The sequence below is a fragment of the Burkholderia sp. KBS0801 genome (assembly GCF_005937855.2).
Lineage (GTDB): Bacteria > Pseudomonadota > Gammaproteobacteria > Burkholderiales > Burkholderiaceae > Burkholderia > Burkholderia ambifaria.
Genome location: NZ_CP042178.1, coordinates 551,123 through 570,583, shown reverse-complemented (window position 1 = coordinate 570,583; position 19,461 = coordinate 551,123). Strand labels below are relative to the sequence as shown.

Sequence of the window (19,461 nt, the reverse complement as noted above, 5' to 3'; positions counted from 1 at the left end):
CATGCACGGCTCGCGGCGTTCTCGCCGCGAGCCGTTTTTCATTGGGCGCGCCCGGCGCCCGTCCTGAACCGTGTGATGGCCGCCCGCCTCGGCCGCACGCGTTTCGCGCGCACGATCGGATTCGCGCGCGACGTCAGGCTCATCGCGCCGCGCAAATGCTCGAACGCGACCTCCTCCTTCCGCCCGAAGCGGCCGAGCGCCGGCCACGCCAGCGTTTCATCGAGCCACGTCTGCCACGCGTCGCCGTGGAAGCGGCGCGCGAATTCGCGCACCGTGTCCGGCGCCGCGATCACGATGCCCGCCAGCAGGTAATACGCCCAGAAGCTGCCCGCGCCGACGAGCCGGTCGAGCCGGCACGCGGACACCGCCGCGAGCAGACCGTCCACCGACGCAAGATCGCCGCGGCGTTCGCGAATCGCGCGCGCGACGAGATTGTGCTGACCGCCGTACGCGGCAAAGGAAATCCCTTTGCCGGCGGCCAGCTCCGCGCAGAACATCGCGAGCGCGGCCATCTCGTCGATGCGCGCGGCATCGTCGCGTGGCCCGCACACGCGCAGCACGATCGCATCGATGACGTCCCCCGGTCGGGCCGACGGCTCGACGCACGCCGCCGCGACGGCCGCGTGCCGTTCTCTCAGGTTCTTCGCGGGCGGCGCTTCGCTGTTCGCGGGTCGGGCGCGTGCGTCACGCTCGTCGGCATCGTCGCTGCCTCGATCCACGCCGCGGGCAATCCGTTCAAGCGCGGCCCAGCCGTCGTCGGGATCGTCGAAGGTCCACGCATCGACGAAGCCATGCGCGGCTTCGAATACCGCGCGCGATCCCGGGCAGCATCGCTCCGCGTTCGCGAGCTGCCGCGCGTCGGGCACGTGCATGCATGCACCGGGCGGATCGCTCGCATCGCATGCGCAACCGCCGCCGTCCGTTGCCATCCACGGCGCGAGCGCATGCAGGACGGCGATCGCTTCGTGCGACAGGTTCAATCCCGCTCGGCCGCGTGCCGGGGGCGACGATGGCGGCACGTCCGTTGCGCCGTCGTCGTCGGCCGCCGCCACGCGAGCCGCTTTGGACAAGTGTTCGATCAGGTACTGCAGCCACGCGGCCGTGCGCAGCCGGTCAGGCGTCGCACCGCGGGCAGCGCCATACTTCGCTGGGTCGGTGAGCATGTGGCGAATCGGAATGGTTGTGTTGATTCGGGTTTGGTCGAAGCAGGCAGCACGGTGCGTCGCACCGGCCCCTGGTATGGCCGCCCACGTCGGATCGCGACGCAGGCAGCCAGCCGGTCGCCGCGCCGATACGCGCGACGACACGAACTCAGCTCGAAACCGGAATGCCCGCCGCGCATCCTTGCACGGCCCTCGTCGATGGCGGACGCCCGGCCTCGATCACGCGATGCCTACTGCACGTGGAACTTCGGCGACGTGACGACCGTGCCGCCAACCGTACAGTCCGGCGTCAGCACGGCATTGTTGAACGTCAGCGACGAGTTCGGATCGTTCCACGTCGTCACGACCTTGCTCGGCCCGCACGTGCCGAGCAGCGTGACGTTCACCTTCACGTTGTTGATCGACAGCTGCGTCGTACTGTCGGCCTGCCCGGTCCACGGCGACGCGCTGGTCGCGCTGCCGCTGATCAGGCCGCACGTCGCGCCGCCCGTGAAGGTCGTCGACGTGATGTTGACGATGCCCGTCGACGAGATCGTGCCGTTGAACGTCGCGTTGCAGGTCGCGTTGATCGACCCCTTGGCCAGGGCCGTGAGGCCCGTCGCGGAGAACGGCTCCCCGTTCGGGTTCATGGCCTGACCGTCGGCGCGCGACACGGTGACGGCGAAAGCAGGCGCGGCCGAAACCGCGGTGAATGCCACTGCAGCAACAAGCGATGCGATTTTGCGAATGCTCATTTGAACTGCCCCCTCTCTCTTCACAAATGGCGGCATGCCGCCAGGAACGCGACGTCGCGGCCGGATCGCTCCGGCCGCTCGGTCGCAGGAAGCCGCCGGCACGCGTGACGTGTGCCGCACGGCTCAGAACTTGTAGGAAATGCCGACGAACGTGATCAGCGGATCGGCCTTCAGCCGCGTGCGCGTGGTCGCGAGCGTCGATCCGTCGGCCGCCTTGATCACGAGCGACGAGTAGGTCTTCAGCGGCATGTAGGTCAGCGTCGCCGTGAGCCCCCAGTGCTTGTCGATCGCATAGCTCGCGCCGACGTTGTAGACCGGCGTGAACGACGACGACGCCTTGCCCTCCACCGACGTCGGCCCCGGCTTGCCGGCGCCGGCCGCGAGCACGCTGCCGAGGTTCTCGTTGATGTCCTTCGCGAAGTTGCCGTTCAGTTCGATGTTGCTGAACCAGCTGTAGGCGACGCCGATGCCGACGAACGGACGGAACTTCGCGGTCGGCGCATTGAAGTAGTACTGCAGAATGATCGTCGGGCTCCACTGCCGCGCATTCTTCACGGCCGGCTGGTTCGACGTCTTGTCCATGTCGACGCTGCCGAGCGAGCCGGCCGGGCCCGGCGGCCGGATCACGCCGTGCCCGGTCAACGTGAACTCGGGCGGCACGCCGAGCACCGACGTCACGGCGATGTGGTCGGTGAAGAAGTGCGTGAGCGTGAGGCCGACCGTATCGGCGTTGTTGACCGTCAGGCTCGTGCCCGGCGACGTGAACGAACCGGGCAACCGCAGCGGCCCGTTGATCGGCATGTTCGCGAGATTCGTCGTCAGGCCGTTGGTCGAATCCTGCGGCATGATGTGCAGCCAGCCCAGCGTCGCGACGTTGTCGCCCGCCTGCTGGGCCGATGCGAGCGTCGACACGCCTGCGACGACACCCGCGACAATCAGCTTCTTCATGAAACCTCTCCCCTCGTTCTGTCCGGGCGCCGCGCATCCGCGCGCGGCGCCGCCGTGTCTCCATCCGCGCGTGGTCACTGCACGAACGCGCCGACCGTGAAGTACGGATTGTTCGTATCGGCCATGTCGAGGAACCCGAACACGCCGCCGGTGAACACGAACTTGCCGGTCGCCGGCCCCGACGCCGCGTCCGCATGCACCGTCGTCACGACGCCCGGCACCTTCTGCGTGTAGTCGAGGTTCAGCGCGCGTGTGAGCACCGCCTGCGACGCGTTGAACGGATCGAGCAGCGTCGCCTGCGCGCCGACGAGCGCGGTCGCGCGGTAGTTGAACGCACTGTCGACGCCCGTGTACTCGCCGTTCTGCGAGCCCGGCGGGACCGCCGCCTGCGGGCTCAGGAACGAGATGCCCGATTCGTCGTCCGCGCTCGGCGGGCCCTGCGTGAGGTCCGCGTTCGCGGCGCCGGTGCGGATGAACACCGGTACGAGCTGGTTGCGCAGCTTGCCGACGATCAGGATCCCCTTGCCGGCCTTCGCCGGATCGAGCGCGGCGAGCGTCGGCAGCACCTGCGGCTGGTAGTTCAGCGACTGGAACGCCGGCGCATCGGCGCGCAGCGTAAACGGCTGGTTCACGGTCGCGCTCGACGCGAGCGGCTGCCCGCCGTTCTTCTTGCCGAAGTTGTCCGTTTCGACGTAGCTGCCGTCCGCGTTGATCGTCACCTGCTGGTCGAGCGCCACCGGCTGGAAGTTCTGCGACGGCACCTGGTGGTAGCCGAGCTGGTTGTACGCGCCGGCGATCTTCGACAGATCGGTTTCGAGCGACGAGAAGCTGATGAACGGGTAGTACGGGAACGTCGTTTTCGTGATCTTGCCGACGCCGATCACGCCGTCGAACTGGATCGTCGCACCCGGAATCGCGCCGCCCAGCACGCCTTCGCCGAGGAACAGGCGGGCCGGCCGGCTCGGGTCGAGGCTCGCGTTCTGCATCCGGAACGTGCACTGGTTCAGCTTCACGGTCGGCAGGCCGGTCTCGTCGGCCAGCGTGCCGTCGACGACGTTGGCCGGCGCCGTGTCGCGCGTCGGCTGCACGGTGCCGGTGGTGGTCGGCACAGGCGACGCGAGGTAGGTCATCCGGTACGTCATCTTCGTGGTGTCGAGCTGCACCTTCACGAGTTCGCCCGAACCGGACCCGCCGATGAACACCGTGTTGTAGTCGATGGACTGCGGGCACAGCCGCACCACCGGCGCGGGCGGCGGGTCGCCGTCGCCGCCGCAGGCGGCCAGCACGGGCGCGAGCGACGCCGCGGCCATCCAATGCTTCACATTCATAGGAATCCTCTTGAATTTCGATTCGCCGGCGGCGACGCATGCGCCGCCGGTATTCCGTGTTCGTTACGCCATTACTGGACGAACGCGCCGACCGTGAAGAACGGGTTGATCTTGTTGTTGTTGACGACCATCGCGTAGACGTTCCCGGCCGTCACGAGCCAGCCCGTGTCGCCCTTGCTGAAGATCGCCACGTTGCCGTTCGCACCCTTCGCGTTGAAGTCCTGCGACGCCGTGACCTTGATCTTGCCGGGCGTGGCCTGCGTGTAGTCGAGCGCGAACTGCGAACTCACGGACGACGTCTGCGGGTCGATGAATGCCGCGGTATTGCCCTGGAACAGCGTGGACGTGTAGTTGGCGGAAATCGTCGACACGGCGCTGCCGTCCGTGCAGTTGCCGGCCTCGGGCATGAAGAACGTGCCGTTGAACGTGCCGGGCAGGTCCGGATGCGGCACGAGGCTGTCGAAGCTCGGCCCCGAAATCCCCGGTGCCCCATACACGCCGTTGGACGTCACGACGCCGCACGCGGACGCGCTCGTCGCCCCGATGAAACCGCCCTTCAGCACATTCGTCGCGACGGCCTGCGCGGGCGACAGCATCGAGATGCCGACTTCCGCGTCGGCGACCGACGCCAGCAGGTTGCTCGCATCGGCGTGCGAGTAGCCGACGCGAATCACGATCGGTATCAGCGCGCCGTTCAGCTTGCCGACGATCATCACGCCATGCGCCTGGGTCGGCGACAGCAGCACGAGCGGCTGCTCCTGGCCGGCCGACGGATACGGCAAGCCCGGTTTCGCGCTGCTGACGAACACGTTGTCGGCACTGCCGTCCGCGTTCTTGCGCAGCGTCCACGGCGTACCGGTCGTCTGGCACGAGTAGTCGCTGCCCGGCGTGATCGTGCACGTGCCGTCCGCGCCGAGCGTCTGGTTCCAGTTCACGACATCCGGCTGCCAGCCCTGCGGGGTGGCAGTCTGATAGCTGCTGCCGGTCGGCGACAGATGAATGCCGACTTCGTTGTACACGCCGGCCACCTTGGCGAAATCCGTCTCGGTGTCGGTAAAGCCGATGAACGGATAGAAATCGAACGTGCGCGACGGCACGGTGCCGATATAGAGACCCGGCGCGAGCGGAATGCCGTCGAATTGAATCGTCGCGCCCGGAATCCCGCCGCCGACCACCCCGTTCCCGACGAACAGCATCGGCGGATCGGTGCGCTTGATCGTCACCGAATACGCGCCGTCGCTCGTCGCGCCGCTGTCGAGCACGAACGCGCAGCGGTTCTGCTCGGCCGTCGGCAGGTTGGTCGGATGATGGAACGCGCCGTTGATCGTCAGCCCCGCGCGCGTGTCGTTGACCTGCCCCGCCGACGTCGGCACCGACGATTCGATGAACTGCATCTGATAGGTCAGCCTGGTCGTGTCGAACTTCACCTTCACGTATTCGCCGCTGCCGGCGCCGCCCGTGTAGGTCGTCGTGTAGTCGAGCGAATCCGGACACAGCTTCGTCACGACGGGCGGCGTCGTTTCGGCGCCGCTCGGCCCGCATGCGCTGCCCGAGCACTGCGGCACGTTGATCGGGCCCGGATCGTCGCCGCCGCCGCAACCGGCGACGAACGGCAGCGCCAGCACGGCGCATGACAGGATCGCCTTCCGCCATTCAGGAATGCAAAGCATCAACCCCTCCTTTTCAGATACGACAGGTCTCGTGCGGACGGGCTGCGTGGCCCGCCGGTTGGTATTGCGCCGCCGCGAGCGCGCGGCGCATGACGATGCGCGCAATGCGCGCCGCGCGGCCGGATCGCGAGTTGCGATCAGGACCGCCGCGGCAGGCAAGCGCAGTCCGGCGGCGCCGTCGTCCGGCACGGCGCCAGCGGGACAATCGAAACGGAATGTGGTGCGTCGCTACAGCGGCAACGCGATGCGATGACGCGGGCACACGGCTCGCGTCGTGCCCGCATCCAGCAGCGAAAAGGGCGGACATGGCAGTCCGGCCGGGCCCTCGGATAGGCGTCTCATGTATTGGTCTCCGTACGTACGCTCGAGTCGTTATCGTGATGCGTCGTTGGTCGAGACTATGATCGGACGATCCGCACAAGTAAATGGATGCAGAGTTCCAAACGTGCCCGAACCGCGCAATCCTAGTGTGTTCAAGGTGCTTGACAGTTTTTCAAACGGCCTTCAATTTATTTGCTCAGACAAATACCCGCGCGGGGCAACGCGCATGGGACGACAGCGGTCGACTCGCGCACCGGTCGAGCTAAAACGACGCGCATTGTTCGCCCGATTTAAATAAAGCATCCCTTTATTGAATGACGCATGTGCAATTCCCGCAAATCCCGCGCCGGCATCGCATGGCCTTTCCATCGACATGCATTTCCATCTGCCGATTGCTAATATGGCGGTCCTGCGATCCCGCACCCCAACGCCGTTCGACATGACGCCCGTTCGCCATGCCGCCCCCGACCCCGCCCGCCTCGCGGCGGCGCCGCCGGGCACGTGCGGCGCGCGGCGTCGGACCGACCGGCCGTGCCATCCGTGAGCATGCAACCGATCCTTTCCGTCTCCGACCTTTCCAAGACCTACGCGTCCGGCTTCCAGGCGCTGAAGCACGTGACCCTCGACATCCGCCCGGGCGAGATCTTCGCGCTGCTCGGGCCGAACGGCGCGGGCAAGACCACGCTGATCGGCTCGATCTGCGGCATCGTCACGCCAACCGAGGGCCGCGTGACGGTCGGCGGCCACGACATCCGCGACGCGTATCGCGCGGCGCGCGAAATGATCGGCCTCGTGCCGCAGGAGCTGACGACCGACGCGTTCGAAACCGTTTGGGCGACCGTGTCGTTCAGCCGCGGCCTGTTCGGCAAGGCGCCCGATCCCGCGCACATCGAGAAGACGCTGAAGGCGCTGTCGCTGTGGGACAAGCGCGACAACAAGCTGATGACGCTGTCGGGCGGCATGAAGCGCCGCGTGATGATCGCGAAGGCGCTCGCGCACGAGCCGCGCATCCTGTTCCTCGACGAGCCGACTGCAGGCGTCGACGTCGAGCTGCGCCGCGACATGTGGAAGCTCGTCGATTCGCTGCGCGACAGCGGCGTGACGATCCTGCTGACCACGCACTACATCGAGGAAGCCGAGGAAATGGCCGACCGGATCGGCATCATCCTCGGCGGCGAACTCGTGCTCGTCGAAGAGAAGCGCGAGCTGATGCGCAAGCTCGGCAAGAAGCAGCTGACCGTGCAGCTCGAACACCCGCTCGCGGACGTGCCGGCCGAACTCGCCACGTTCGGGCTCGAACGCGCGGACGACGGCGCCGCGCTCGTCTATACGTACGACTCGCAGCGCGACGACGCGAGCATCGCGAAGCTGATCAACGCGCTCGGCTCGGCCGGCATCGGCTTTCGCGACCTGCATACGACGCAGAGCTCGCTCGAGGATATTTTCGTCAGCCTGATCGACAACCGCCGCAACGGCGCACAAGGGGCGTAACGCACATGGCGAACTGGAATTTCCACGGCATCCGCGCGATCTATCGCGCCGAAATGGCCCGCACGCGCCGCACGCTGATGCAGAGCATCATCGCGCCGGTGATCTCGACGTCGCTGTACTTCGTCGTGTTCGGTTCGGCGATCGGCTCGCGCATCAGCGACGTGAACGGAATCGGCTACGGGTCGTTCATCGTGCCGGGCCTCGTGATGCTGTCGCTGCTGTCGCAGAGCATCTCGAACGCGTCGTTCGGCATCTACTTCCCGCGCTTCACCGGCACGATCTACGAGATATTGTCCGCGCCCGTGTCGTACTGGGAGATCGTGATCGCGTATGTGGGCGCGGCCGCGTCGAAGTCGCTGCTGCTCGGGGTGATCATCCTCGCGACGGCCGGGCTGTTCGTGCCGCTGCACATCCTGCATCCGTTCTGGATGGTGCTGTTCCTCGTGCTGACGTCGATCACCTTCAGCCTGTTCGGCTTCGTGATCGGCATCTGGGCCGACAGCTTCGAGAAGCTGCAGCTCGTGCCGCTCCTGATCATCACGCCGCTCACGTTCCTCGGCGGCAGCTTCTATTCGGTCGACATGCTGCCGCCCGCGTGGCGCATCGTCACGCTGTTCAACCCGATCGTCTACCTGATCAGCGGCTTCCGCTGGTCGTTCTACGGGCTGGCCGACGTGCACGTGGGGATCAGCCTCGCGGCGACCACGCTGTTCCTCGCGATCCTGCTCGCGATCGTCGCGTGGATGTTCCGCACCGGCTACAAGCTGAAGAACTGACGCAGCGCGTGCTGCCGTGCACGCGGCACGGCAGCTGCAATCGCCGGTTCGCGCATCGGGAGCGGCGCTGCTAGACTGGATCGGAAGATCGACTGCTGCCGCCTGCCGCACCGCAACCAGCGAGGCACGGGCGGCGCGGCTCCCGCCCCATTCCCTGCGCGAGGACCCCGATGAGCGCCTCCCGAATCGACGCCGTTCGCGACGGCCTGTTTCGCGCGACGACCTACGTCGACACGCTGAACCTGTGCTTCAGCCAGTTCTTCGTACGATCGCCGCACGGCGACGTGCTGTGCGTCGAAACAGGCACCCGGTCCAATTTCACGCAGCTGAGCGCGGCGCTCGACGGCGTCGGCATCGCGCCGTCGATGGTCAGCAGCGTGATCGTCCCGCACTTCGAGGCCGACGAAATGGGCGCGCTGCCCGATTTCCTCGCGGCCAACCCGGCGCTCGTCGCGTACGGACATCCGATGTGTACATGGGGGCTCGCCGACGTATTCGGCGTGCGCGCGATTCCGCTGAAGGATGGGGAGCCGACGACGCTGTCGGGCACCGGCGTCGTGCCGGTCTTCACGACACACGTGCATCAGTGGGATGCGCTCGTCGTGTATCTGCCGGCGTACAAGGCGCTGCTGTCGTCGGACATTTTGATGCGCTTCGGCCGGGAGGACGCCGACGATCCTCTGCCCGAGATCCTCGATGCAATCACGCGCTCCGACTACCTGCCGTCGCTCGCACACCTGGCGCGCGCGCTGCGCCGCATCCAGGCGCTCGATCTCGACATCATCCTGCCGATGCACGGCCCGGCGATCACGCACGACATTCCGCGCGTAATCGCCGGTGTCATCGCCCACTGCGAGGCGGCCGCGGCGGCGTAGCGCGCGCGGCGCCGTGCGGCCGGCCGTGGCCGCTCAGGCGCCGGTCACGACGAATTCGGCGGCCGCCTTGCTCTGGACCGCGGCCATTACCGCGAGCTCACGTTTGCTGTGCGGCTCGCCGGAGGCGACGCCCGTCGCATGCCGGGCCTTCGCGCCGACTGGAAAGAACACGAACGACGCGCCGGCCGGCGCATCGGGCTCGGCCCGCAGGCGTTTGTTCAGGATCTTGAGGTATTTTTTCTTCGAGACTTCCTTCGTTGCCATGGCGCCCTCCACATGAACGTGATGCTGGTCAGCATACCAGTTTTGACAGGCGTTTCCGGAGCCCCGCCGCGCGATCGATCTGCACTAGAATGAATCGGCTCACGCGACTCGCCGCGCCAGGCCGCGGCCGCCATGTCATTAACGGAGCGTTTCCATGCATGCCGAATTATTCGCGCAGCATCATGATTGCCCGGGCTGGGAAGGCGAAATGGCCCGGCGCGTCGCCGCCTTCGACTGGTCGTCCACCGGCCTCGGCCCGCTCGACGGCTGGTCGGCGAGCCTCGTCGCTGCCGTGCGCACCGTGCTCGCGTCGCCGCTGCCGCTGGTGATGCTGTGGGGCCGGCCCGGCTACATGATCTACAACGACGCGTATGCCGGGTTCGCCGGCGGGCGCCACCCCTATCTGCTCGGCCAGCCGGTCGAGCTCGGCTGGCCCGAGGTCGCCGAGTTCAACCGCAACGTGATGAACACCTGCCTCGCGGGCGGCACGCTGTCGTATCGCGACAAGGAGCTCGTGCTGCTGCGCAGCGGGCGCCCCGAAGACGTATGGATGGATCTGCATTACAGCCCGCTGCCCGACGACGATGGCGCACCGGGCGGCGTGCTCGCCGTCGTGATCGAGACGACTGAACGCGTGCTCGCCACGCGTCATCGCGAACAGGCGGAAGCGGCGCTGCAGTCGTCCAACGATGCGCTGCGCCGCCTGACCGAAACGCTCGAGCAACGCGTGGCCGATGCGATCGCCGAGCGCGCGGCCGTCGAGGAGCAGTTGCGTCACTCACAGAAGATGGAAGCGATCGGCAGCCTGACCGGCGGCATCGCGCACGACTTCAACAACGTGCTGCAGGTGATCAGCGGCAACCTGCAGATTCTGGCCGTGGAGCTCGGCGAGCGCGCGAGCGCGCAGCCGCGAATCGAAAGCGCGAACAACGCGGTGCGGCGCGGCGCGCAACTGGCGTCGCACCTGCTGGCCTTCGCGCGGCGCCAGCCGTTGTCGGCGACGGTGCTCAATCCGCACCAGCTGATCCACGGGATGAGCGAGATGCTGCACCGCGCGCTCGGCGAAACCGTGCGGATCGTCACCGCGCTGGCGCCCGATGTCGGCAACGTGCTCGCCGACCGGCACCAGCTCGAGAACGCGTTGCTCAATCTTGCGATCAATGCGCGCGATGCGATGGGCGGCGACGGCACGCTGACGATTGCCGCGTACAACGACGCGCATCCCGCGCAGGCCGGCGGCGCACGGCGCTCGCCATTGCCGGCCGGCGAATACGTGACGTTCGAGATCAGCGATACGGGTGCCGGCATGACGGCCGACGTGCTCGAGCGCGTGTTCGAACCGTTCTTCACGACCAAGCCGGACGGCGAAGGCACCGGGCTCGGGCTCAGCATGGTGTTCGGTTTCGTCAAGCAAAGCGGCGGCCATACGTCGATCGAAAGCACGCCGGGCCAGGGCACGACCGTGCGGCTCACGTTTCCGCGCTGTCACGATGACTGCGCCGAAGAGCCTGCCCGCGTACCGCAGCACGATGCCGCGCGCGGTCGCGAAACCATCCTGGTCGTCGAGGACGACGCGGAGGTCCGGCTGACCGTGGTCGACATGCTCACGCAGCTCGGCTACAAGGTGGTCACCGCGTCCGACGGCGAAGCCGCGCTGCAGATACTCGACTGCGACACGCATATCGACCTGCTGTTTACCGACGTCATCATGCCGGGCCGCATCAAGGGCGGCGAACTCGCGCGCCGTGCGGCGCAGCGCACGCCGCCGTTGCCCGTGCTGTTCACGTCCGGCTACACGCGCGACGAGATCTTCCACTCCGGGCGGCTCGACCCCGGCGTCATGCTGCTCGGCAAGCCGTACCGCCGCGACGAACTCGCGGCCCGGATCCGCGACATGCTCGACGCGCATCCAAAGGCGGCGTGAGCGGGTGACGTGTCGGCATGCGTGCGGCGGATGCGGGCCACGGCGTCGGTCGTCGAGCCCGCGAACCTTTCCGGTACCCGTTGCCGCTCGGACGACGCAGAATGCGTCGCGGCGCTTCACCGGTCACCGGAATTTTTTGTGCGCGATGTCGATTCGCGCGAACGTCGCGCGTCGTAGTGTCGTAACCGATCGATTTGCCGGCCCCCACGGCCGGCCGATAGCGGATTCCCCCTTTCACGTTCAAGGAGCAACGACAATGCGCGTCATGGTGATCGTCAAGGCAACGGCCTCTTCCGAAGCGGGCGCGATGCCCGATACCGAACTGCTGGCCGCGATGGGCCGGTACAACGAGGAACTGGTGAAAGCCGGCGTGATGCTCGCCGGCGAAGGCCTCCATCCGAGTTCGCGCGGCAAGCGCGTGCATTTCTCCGGCAAGGACCGAACGGTCGTCGACGGCCCGTTCGCCGAGACCAAGGAACTGATCGCCGGCTACTGGCTGTGGCAGGTGAATTCGATGGAAGAAGCCGTTGAATGGGTCAAGCGTTGCCCGAATCCGATGCCGACCGAGTCGGACATCGAGATCCGGCCGATCTTCTCGCCCGAGGACTTCGGCGAAGCATTCACGCCGGAGCTTCAGGAACAGGAAGCGCGGCTGCGCGCGGAGATGGATCGCAAGCACGACGCATGAGCCGGGCCGGGCGCCGGTGCGGGTGGGGTGCGGGTGTGCCGGCCGGATTCTCCGAATAAACGGGTCGACGGCGATTGACGGCATCCCACCCAGTAACGTATCGTTTTGTCACGTTACTAGGCGAGGCCCTATCGTCGTGCATTCCCGTTTCGACCGTTTTCGCGCGACGCCGCTGGGCGCGCAGCTCGAAGCGCTGATTGCGCAGCCCGAGCGCTATGTCGAATTCGCGGCGCTGTCGCGTGTCGGCGTCGCCGCGATCGGCGCGATCCAGCACGAGATCGCGCGCAAATTCCCCGAAATCGAAGCCGACACGACGGCCCGGCAGTTTTGCGGCGCGATGGTCGCCGACGTGATGCGCCGCCACGGGCACGACGTCGTACAGCCGCGCGGCCGGCTTGGCGGCGCGCTGTTCAGCTACGGCGCGGTATTCAGCGCATATCCGCAGGCGCGCCCGTTCGCGGACGTCGTCGCCGCGCTGGCCACGATGCCTGCCCGAGTCGCCGCGTATGCCGCGCACGTTCCCGCCGCGCTCGTCACGCGCCGCCCGGCCGGCATGGGATTCTCACTGGTCGAACATGCGTGCCACCTGCGCGACCTCGACGCGGTGTTCGCCGAACGCATCGATGCCGTGCGCACGCACGCGCTGCCGGTGATCGCGTCCGTCGACGGCACTGCGCTCGCCGCGCAGCGCGACTACCTCGCTCAGCGGCTCGACGACGCGCTCGCCGCGTTCCGCGCCGGACGCGCCGCGCTGTGCGCGACGGCGGCCGCGCTGCAACCGGCGGAACTCGCACGCTGCGGGCTGCGTGACGGCATGCGCCGGATGTCGCTCGACGAGCTCGTGCGCGAACTATTCGACCACGACCTCACGCACGTGCTCGAACTCGACGAACTGCTCGCCGAACTCGAATTGCCACCCCTTACCTCCTCGGCCGCCGAATGAGCGCCCCCACCCCGCCCGTCGTCTTCGTCCACGGTTTCATCGGTACGTTCGACGTGCCCGAATGGCCCGGCCCGCATCTCGCCCCCGACCTGCTCGGGTACGGTATCCACCGCGCCGCGCCGTTCGACGCGATCACGCTCGCCGCGCAGGTCGAGCACGTGCGGCAGGCCGTCGACTCGCACTACGGCGCGCAGCCGGTGGACCTCGTCGGTCACTCGGTGGGCGGCGCGATCGCGATGCTGTTCGCGCATGCGCATCCGGCACGCGTGCGCCGCATCGCCAACGTCGAAGGCAACTTCACGCTCGACGATGCGTTCTGGTCGGCGTCGGTCGGCCGCATGTCGCCCGCGCAAGCCGACGCGATGCTCGACGCACTGCGCGGCGACCCGCTCGGCTGGCTGCGCGGCGCGATCGACGATCCGTCGCCGCGCCAGCTCGACGACGCGCGCCGTTGGCTAGCGCATCAGCCGGCAGCAACGCTGCGCGCGATGGGCCGCTCGGTCGTCGGGACGACCGGCGAATCCGGTTATCTGCAGGCGCTTGCGGAAGTATTCGAGCGCCATGCGGTGTGGCTCGTCGCCGGCGAACGCTCGCGTGCGAGCTGGCATGTGCCGGACTGGGCGCTCGCACGCTGTGCCGGCTTCGAAACGATCGCCAACTGCGGGCACCTGATACCGGCCGAGCGGCCGGCCGCGTTGCGGGAGACGCTCGCGCGCTGTTTCGGCTGATGCGCGCGGCTGCCCCCCCACCTGACAACCCGTAGGTTTCGCCGAAATATGGTTGAAAGGCGCGGTTGCTAGAGTCGCCGTACAGGGTTTTCCCGATGCGAGGCGCAATGAACCTGATACGCGCGTTGTGGCTAGTGCTGCTGCTCGCCGTCGCGGGCCCGGCCATCGCCTTCCAGGCGCGGGTCGTCGCGATTCCGAGTGCCGCGATGAACGAGACGCTGAAGGCGACCGTCGTGCTGCCCGACGACTACGCACGCCTGCGCCACGGCCCGGAACGCGGCGTCGAACGCTTTCCGGTCGTCTACCTGCTGCACGGCTCCGGCGGCGACCATACCGACTGGACCGCCAACACCCGCATCGCCGCGTTGGCCGATCGCTACCGCGTGATCCTCGTGATGCCCGACGGCGGCCACGAAAGCTGGTACATCGACAGCCCGTTCGACTCGGGCAGCCGCTACGAAACCTTCGTCGGTGACGAAGTCGTGTCCTATATCGACATGCACTTCCGGACGATCTCGACCAAGCGCGCGCGCGCGATCACCGGTCTCAGCATGGGCGGCTTCGGCGCGCTGCGCATCGCGCTCGACCGGCCCGACACGTTCGGCGCGGTCGGCAGCATCAGCGGCGCGGTCGATCCGCGCTGCTGCGAGGACGAACCCGGCATCGACCACGTATTCGGCGACCCCGGCCGCCATGCGTCGTTCTGGAACCGCAACGCGATCGTCGAAAGCGCGCGCGCGTTCGTCCGCGCGCATCTGGACCTGACGATCGACTGCGGCCGCGACGACGCATTGGTCAGCTCGAACCGCACGCTGCACGAACGGCTCGTCGCGCTCGGCGTGCCGCACGACTATGCGGAGCGTCCGGGCGGCCATACGTGGGACTACTGGGCGCATGCGATCGGCTACCAGATGCGGTTCTTCGCGACGTCGTTCCAGCACGGCGGCTATGCGTAGGATCCGCACACCCGCATCGCGAGCCATCCAGCGCTCATGACGCAGGCCGGCTGACGCACGCGGCAGCGTTGCCGCGTTGCCGAGCCCTCGCGCCGGCGCATCGCTCGGCAGCCCCGATGGTAGGATGCGCAGGCATCGACCATCCGACTTCCTCCATGCCGCGCGACAACTTTGCCGACCTGCTCGCCTTCATCGCCGTCGCGCGCGAGCGCAGCTTCACGCGCGCCGCCGCCCGGCTCGGCGTGTCGCAATCCGCACTCAGCCATACGATCCGTGCGCTCGAGACGCGCCTCGGCGTGCGGCTGCTCACGCGCACGACACGCAGCGTGGCGCCGACTGAAGCCGGCGAGCGCCTGCTGCAGAATCTCGCGCCGCGCTTCGACGAAATCGAGGACGAACTGTCGGCGCTCGCCGAGCTGCGCGACAAGCCGGCCGGCACCGTGCGCATCAACGCGACCGACTACGTGATCCGCACGCTGCTGTGGCCGAGGCTGTCGCCGATCCTGCGCGACTACCGCGACCTGAAGGTCGAGTTCGTGACCGACTACGGGCTGTCCGACATCGTCGCGCAACGCTTCGACATCGGCGTGCGGCTCGGCGACCAGGTCGCAAAGGACATGATCGCGGTCCGCATCTCGCCCGACCTCAAGATGGCGATCGTCGGCGCGCCCGCGTATTTCGCGGAACGCGAGCCGCCCGCGACGCCGCAGGATCTCGTCGCGCACGACTGCATCAACCTGCGCCTGCCGACGCACGGCGCGCTGTACGCGTGGGAACTCGCGCGCGGCGACGACACGCTGCAGGTGCGCGTCGACGGCCAGGTCACGTTCAACGGCACCTATGAAATGCTCGACGCCGCGCTCGCCGGCTACGGCCTCGCCTACGTGCCGGCCGAACTCGCCGCACCGCACGTCGAAGCCGACCGGCTCGTCAGCGTGCTCGACGACTGGTGTCCGACGTTTCCGGGCCATCACCTGTACTACGCGAGCCGGCGGCAATCGTCCCGCGCATTCGCGCTGATCGTCGATGCGCTGCGCCACCCCGGCCATTCATGAAGCGGCTCGATAAGTGCATGCACATTACCGGGGATTATCGACAAGCACGCCGGTGGCTACCATCGTCGATGTCTAACCAACACGGGCGCTCGCCCGCATGGAGCCTCTTGCATGGATTACCGCTATCTCGGGCGCAGCGCGCTGAAGGTGTCGCCGCTGTGTCTCGGCACGATGATGTTCGGCGGCGAAACCGATGAAGCGACGTCGGCGCGCATCATCGACAAGGCGTTCGACCAGGGCGTCAACTTCATCGACACGGCCGACGTCTACCACGCCGGACGCTCGGAAGAAATCGTCGGCCGCGCGATCGCGCGGCATCGCGACAGCTGGGTCGTCGCGACGAAGTTCGGCTATCCGGCCGCGCCGGATGCCGGGCCGAACCGTCAGGGCCAGTCGCGTAAATGGATCTACGAATCGGTCGACGCGAGCCTGAAGCGGCTCGCCACCGATTACATCGACATCCTGTATTTCCATCGCACGCTGACCGATGCGCCGCTCGAAGAAGGGATGCGCGCGGTGGCCGACCTGATCCGGCAAGGCAAGGTGCGCTACGTCGGGCTGTCGAATTTCAAGGGCTGGCGCATCGCCGAAATCGTGCGCATCGCCGACCAGCTCGGCATCGATCGTCCGGTGGCGAGCGAACCGCTGTACAACCTGGTCGATCGCACGGCCGAGGTCGAACAGCTGCCGGCGGCCGCGCATTACGGCATCGGCGTCGTTCCGTACAGCCCGCTCGCGCGCGGCGTGCTCACCGGCAAATACGCGCCGGACACGCAACCGCCCGCCGATTCGCGTGCGGGCCGCGGCGATCGGCGCATCCAGCAGACGGAATGGCGGCCCGAGTCGCTGCACATCGCACAGCAGGTGGCCGCGCATGCCGCGGCGCGCGGCACGACGTCCGTCGCGTTCGCGCTCGCGTGGGTGATGAAGAACCGGATCGTCAGCTCGACGATCGCCGGGCCGCGCACCGAGGCGCACTGGGACAGCTATATCGATGCGCTGACGCTCGAGCTCGGTCCCGACGACGAACGCTTCGTCGATTCGCTGGTGCCGCCGGGGCATGCGTCGACGCACGGTTATACGGATCCCGGCTATCCGGTCGAAGGGCGAAAGGTGTGAGGTGCGTCTGCTGACGCGGTGGCGCGTCGGCACGCCGGGCGTGGCGCGACGCGGTAAACAAACGAAAACGAAAAACGGAAAGCGACGGCGATGAAAGCGGAAGCAGAAACCGCGAATTCAGTTGCCGTGCGCCGCGTCGGCGTTCACCACACGATCGAAGAATTCCTGCGCACGCGCCAGTTCGTCCAGCGCGCGATCGAGACGCGACATCGCGCGTGCATATTCGCCGGACGAGATGTCGTCGTCGCTTTCGCCGCGCACCGCGCGAAACGCCTGATCGACGTTGCGCGTCGCTTCGACGAAGCGCTGGGCGGCCCGTGCTTCCCGCGAACAGATGTGGGTCGACATCGACACTTCTCCCTCAGGTTGCTGTGTGAAGCAAGCCGACGCTCAGTGTGCGTGTTGCGCATGTCGGCGGCGTGAACGACGGCAGGCAGGCTGTGGACGCACGTCCGCCGTGCGGCGTGCTTCGGTCGCGATTGTCGCGCGACGCTCGCCAATCCGCTACGGCGAGATTGCAACAAATTCTTGCGCGCGCCGAAATGGCGGCCACACAGGCACGGGTCGTTGCGCGTGCATCAGTTTTCCTTCCCGCATCGCGCGCCGCCCATGAGCGGCGCCAACATCACGCGCGCCCGATGCGCGGATGCGCGAGACCGCCGAACGCGGCCGCTTCAGACGACAGATCGAACAGATCACCAGTGAGCTCGCGCGGATGCTCGACCGCCGGCCGGCTGCGCAGCCGGCCGGCATGCGTGGGCGCGACGTAGGCGGCGGCCGTTTCGATCGGCGGCACGTCGAACAGGTCGCGCGTGACGCCGCGCACGGCATCCGTCGGCGACCGGCCGCGCAAGCGCGCGACCAGTTCGACGAAGCGATCGAAATCGCCGGCCCGCGTCGCCTTGTTCACGTCGGCGAGATCGCGCGCCTTCAGTACGCACGGCTGCGCGAGCCGCACGAAATACGGCGCTTCGAGTTCGACCGACAGCGCGAGCGGATAGCTCTTGCCGGTTTGCTCCTTCGCACGCCCGATGCAGTCGACCACGGCCGCGCCCTGCGCGACGCCGAGCGGCTTGCCGGTGCTCACGCTGCGCAGATGATCGGGGAACACGCGCAACTGCGTGCCGACCGTCAGCGCGGTGGACGATACGCAGACGAGCGCGTAGTGCTGTTCGCGGCGCCGGCCCGACGGCAGCGTCGAGCGGCTCGCGATGAACGTGTGCGGCGGCAGCGGCCGCACCTGGCCGCTCGCATCGACCCATGCATTCCACAGCAGCGCGTCCTCGCGCCTGCGCTCGCCCGAACGCGTGCGCGCCGCGACCGGCGAAAACAGCGCGAGCAGCGAGCCCGTGCGATGCGCGGCGACTTGCGCGCTGCTGCCGAGCGGCTGGTTGATGCCCCACAGAAAACGCCCGCCCCCGAGCCGGCGCTCCCATTCCTTGCGGAGCACGACGGTCGGCAGTTCCTCGCCGGACTCGGTACCGATCTTCGTCCAGCAGAACGTGGGAGGGAGATGTTTCAGTGTCATCGACTTTCTCGGGATACAGCCTCGCTGGTGACAGCAAGCCCATTCAACAACCGTAACTGTATAGGTATAATGCATCGCATGGAAGCCCCGGACCACGATTTTCCTGTACAAGACCTGTTACGCCGTCTGATGGCGGACACGCGCTCGTCCAGCGAAATTGCGCGACTTTCCGGGGTCAGCCAGCCGACCGTCTCGCGCCTTCGGTTGTCGAACGGGCATCGGCTGCGCCGCAGCGGGCCATTCAACAAGCTATGCAGTTTCTACGGCGTCGATACCGGCCCGGTGCGCCGCCGTTACAACGATCTGCTGCGCGACGCGATCGTCGACGCATGGGACGGCTCCGACGAGCACGGGCGCGCGCTGCTGGTCGTGATACAGGGATTGAAGGATCTGCAGGCGAAGGCCGACGAACGGTGACGGCGCGCATGCGTTCATGACGGCGTGACTGGAAGGAAGGCTGACGGCACGTAACGGGCGGGCGGTGGCGAATACGATTCGTCATCGCCCGTTTTGCATCGGGCGATGCGACATGGAGCAAGCGCAAGCACGTCGCCGTACATGCGCATCGCAATCGCACCACACGTCCCCGTCGGCCACCCGCTGAAACTTTATTTACCGGCGGTTAAAAAAGTTTGACACGACGATTTCACTGAGATAAGTTTTGCGCAAGCTTCCGGAAAGCAAACGCGAACCGGCAAGCCATCACGATGCGCGGCGCGGCCGAAACCGCCGATCCGTTTCATTCCGTCGCCGCACGCGCGTCGCGTCGTGTTTCCGCAGCGCAGCACCGCAGCTCGCAACATCCCCGTTTCATCGAATGATGTCGTTCCGTTTCAGCTGGAAGGACGCGCGGCATGCTTCGTGCATTTGATTCGCAGTCCTGCGTGACGCGCATGCGTGGCGCTGCCGCTTTCCCGATGGTGCAGTTTCCTCTTCGTTGCAGGCAGTAA

At 67.3% G+C, this 19,461-nt stretch carries 19 protein-coding genes; 11 read left to right on the top strand and 8 right to left on the bottom strand.

What is annotated here, in order from left to right; translation table 11 throughout:
• Positions 1-38 precede the first annotated feature (38 nt).
• The 5 genes from FFI87_RS19370 to FFI87_RS19350 all read right to left on the bottom strand — a co-directional run bounded on the left by FFI87_RS19370 (position 39) and on the right by FFI87_RS19350 (position 5,843).
• Positions 39-1,163: a hypothetical protein gene (locus FFI87_RS19370; protein ID WP_138849466.1), complete on the bottom strand. Its 1,125-nt coding sequence runs from the start codon at positions 1,161-1,163 to the stop codon at positions 39-41.
• Positions 1,164-1,393: 230 nt separating this feature from the next.
• Positions 1,394-1,897, bottom strand: coding sequence for a hypothetical protein (locus FFI87_RS19365; RefSeq protein WP_012366749.1), 504 nt, complete (start codon positions 1,895-1,897; stop codon positions 1,394-1,396).
• 123 nt (positions 1,898-2,020) lie between these two features.
• Positions 2,021-2,845: an OmpW/AlkL family protein gene (locus FFI87_RS19360; protein WP_011659486.1), complete on the bottom strand. Its 825-nt coding sequence runs from the start codon at positions 2,843-2,845 to the stop codon at positions 2,021-2,023.
• A 74-nt stretch (positions 2,846-2,919) separates the two neighbouring features.
• A complete protein-coding gene (locus tag FFI87_RS19355) occupies positions 2,920-4,173 on the bottom strand; it encodes a DUF2957 domain-containing protein (protein ID WP_138849467.1) in 1,254 nt (417 codons plus the stop codon).
• Between the two features lie 71 nt (positions 4,174-4,244).
• Positions 4,245-5,843, bottom strand: a complete 1,599-nt coding sequence (locus FFI87_RS19350; RefSeq protein ID WP_138849468.1) for a DUF2957 domain-containing protein — start codon at positions 5,841-5,843, stop codon at positions 4,245-4,247.
• Positions 5,844-6,710: 867 nt separating this feature from the next.
• On the opposite strand from FFI87_RS19350, the gene FFI87_RS19340 reads away from it, so the two are divergent.
• The 3 genes from FFI87_RS19340 (at position 6,711) to FFI87_RS19330 (ending at position 9,306) form a co-directional block, all read left to right on the top strand.
• Entirely contained in the window at positions 6,711-7,655 is a 945-nt protein-coding gene (locus FFI87_RS19340) for an ABC transporter ATP-binding protein (protein WP_012366752.1), read from the top strand.
• Positions 7,656-7,660: 5 nt separating this feature from the next.
• Positions 7,661-8,431: an ABC transporter permease gene (locus FFI87_RS19335; protein WP_006752704.1), complete on the top strand. Its 771-nt coding sequence runs from the start codon at positions 7,661-7,663 to the stop codon at positions 8,429-8,431.
• 170 nt (positions 8,432-8,601) lie between these two features.
• On the top strand, positions 8,602-9,306 hold the full coding sequence (locus FFI87_RS19330; RefSeq protein ID WP_011659492.1) for an MBL fold metallo-hydrolase: 705 nt from the start codon (positions 8,602-8,604) through the stop codon (positions 9,304-9,306).
• A gap of 33 nt (positions 9,307-9,339) precedes the next feature.
• Here the strand turns inward: FFI87_RS19330 and FFI87_RS19325 are convergent, their stop codons facing one another.
• Complete coding sequence (locus FFI87_RS19325; RefSeq protein WP_006752702.1) at positions 9,340-9,570, bottom strand: hypothetical protein; 231 nt, start codon at positions 9,568-9,570, stop codon at positions 9,340-9,342.
• A gap of 154 nt (positions 9,571-9,724) precedes the next feature.
• On the opposite strand from FFI87_RS19325, the gene FFI87_RS19320 reads away from it, so the two are divergent.
• From FFI87_RS19320 to FFI87_RS19290, 7 genes are all read left to right on the top strand, one after another.
• On the top strand, positions 9,725-11,494 hold the full coding sequence (locus FFI87_RS19320) for an ATP-binding protein (protein WP_138849469.1): 1,770 nt from the start codon (positions 9,725-9,727) through the stop codon (positions 11,492-11,494).
• Positions 11,495-11,750: 256 nt separating this feature from the next.
• On the top strand, positions 11,751-12,182 hold the full coding sequence (locus tag FFI87_RS19315) for a YciI family protein (RefSeq protein ID WP_105789082.1): 432 nt from the start codon (positions 11,751-11,753) through the stop codon (positions 12,180-12,182).
• Between the two features lie 136 nt (positions 12,183-12,318).
• Positions 12,319-13,125, top strand: a complete 807-nt coding sequence (locus FFI87_RS19310) for a DinB family protein (protein WP_138849470.1) — start codon at positions 12,319-12,321, stop codon at positions 13,123-13,125.
• Positions 13,122-13,853, top strand: a complete 732-nt coding sequence (locus FFI87_RS19305; protein ID WP_138849471.1) for an alpha/beta fold hydrolase — start codon at positions 13,122-13,124, stop codon at positions 13,851-13,853. Before FFI87_RS19310 ends, FFI87_RS19305 begins: the two co-directional genes overlap by 4 nt.
• Before the next feature lie 107 nt (positions 13,854-13,960).
• A complete protein-coding gene (locus FFI87_RS19300; protein ID WP_175783796.1) occupies positions 13,961-14,809 on the top strand; it encodes an alpha/beta hydrolase in 849 nt (282 codons plus the stop codon).
• Between the two features lie 155 nt (positions 14,810-14,964).
• The gene (locus FFI87_RS19295; protein WP_138849473.1) at positions 14,965-15,864 is read left to right on the top strand and encodes a LysR family transcriptional regulator; all 900 of its coding nucleotides are present in this window, start codon (positions 14,965-14,967) and stop codon (positions 15,862-15,864) included.
• Between the two features lie 111 nt (positions 15,865-15,975).
• On the top strand, positions 15,976-16,983 hold the full coding sequence (locus FFI87_RS19290; RefSeq protein WP_138849474.1) for an aldo/keto reductase: 1,008 nt from the start codon (positions 15,976-15,978) through the stop codon (positions 16,981-16,983).
• A 117-nt stretch (positions 16,984-17,100) separates the two neighbouring features.
• Here the strand turns inward: FFI87_RS19290 and FFI87_RS19285 are convergent, their stop codons facing one another.
• Both FFI87_RS19285 and FFI87_RS19280 read right to left on the bottom strand, forming a co-directional pair.
• On the bottom strand, positions 17,101-17,331 hold the full coding sequence (locus FFI87_RS19285; RefSeq protein ID WP_006749871.1) for a hypothetical protein: 231 nt from the start codon (positions 17,329-17,331) through the stop codon (positions 17,101-17,103).
• A gap of 277 nt (positions 17,332-17,608) precedes the next feature.
• Positions 17,609-18,511, bottom strand: coding sequence for a hypothetical protein (locus tag FFI87_RS19280; RefSeq protein ID WP_006757373.1), 903 nt, complete (start codon positions 18,509-18,511; stop codon positions 17,609-17,611).
• A 78-nt stretch (positions 18,512-18,589) separates the two neighbouring features.
• On the opposite strand from FFI87_RS19280, the gene FFI87_RS19275 reads away from it, so the two are divergent.
• Entirely contained in the window at positions 18,590-18,928 is a 339-nt protein-coding gene (locus tag FFI87_RS19275) for a helix-turn-helix domain-containing protein (protein WP_138850226.1), read from the top strand.
• Positions 18,929-19,461 lie beyond the last annotated feature (533 nt).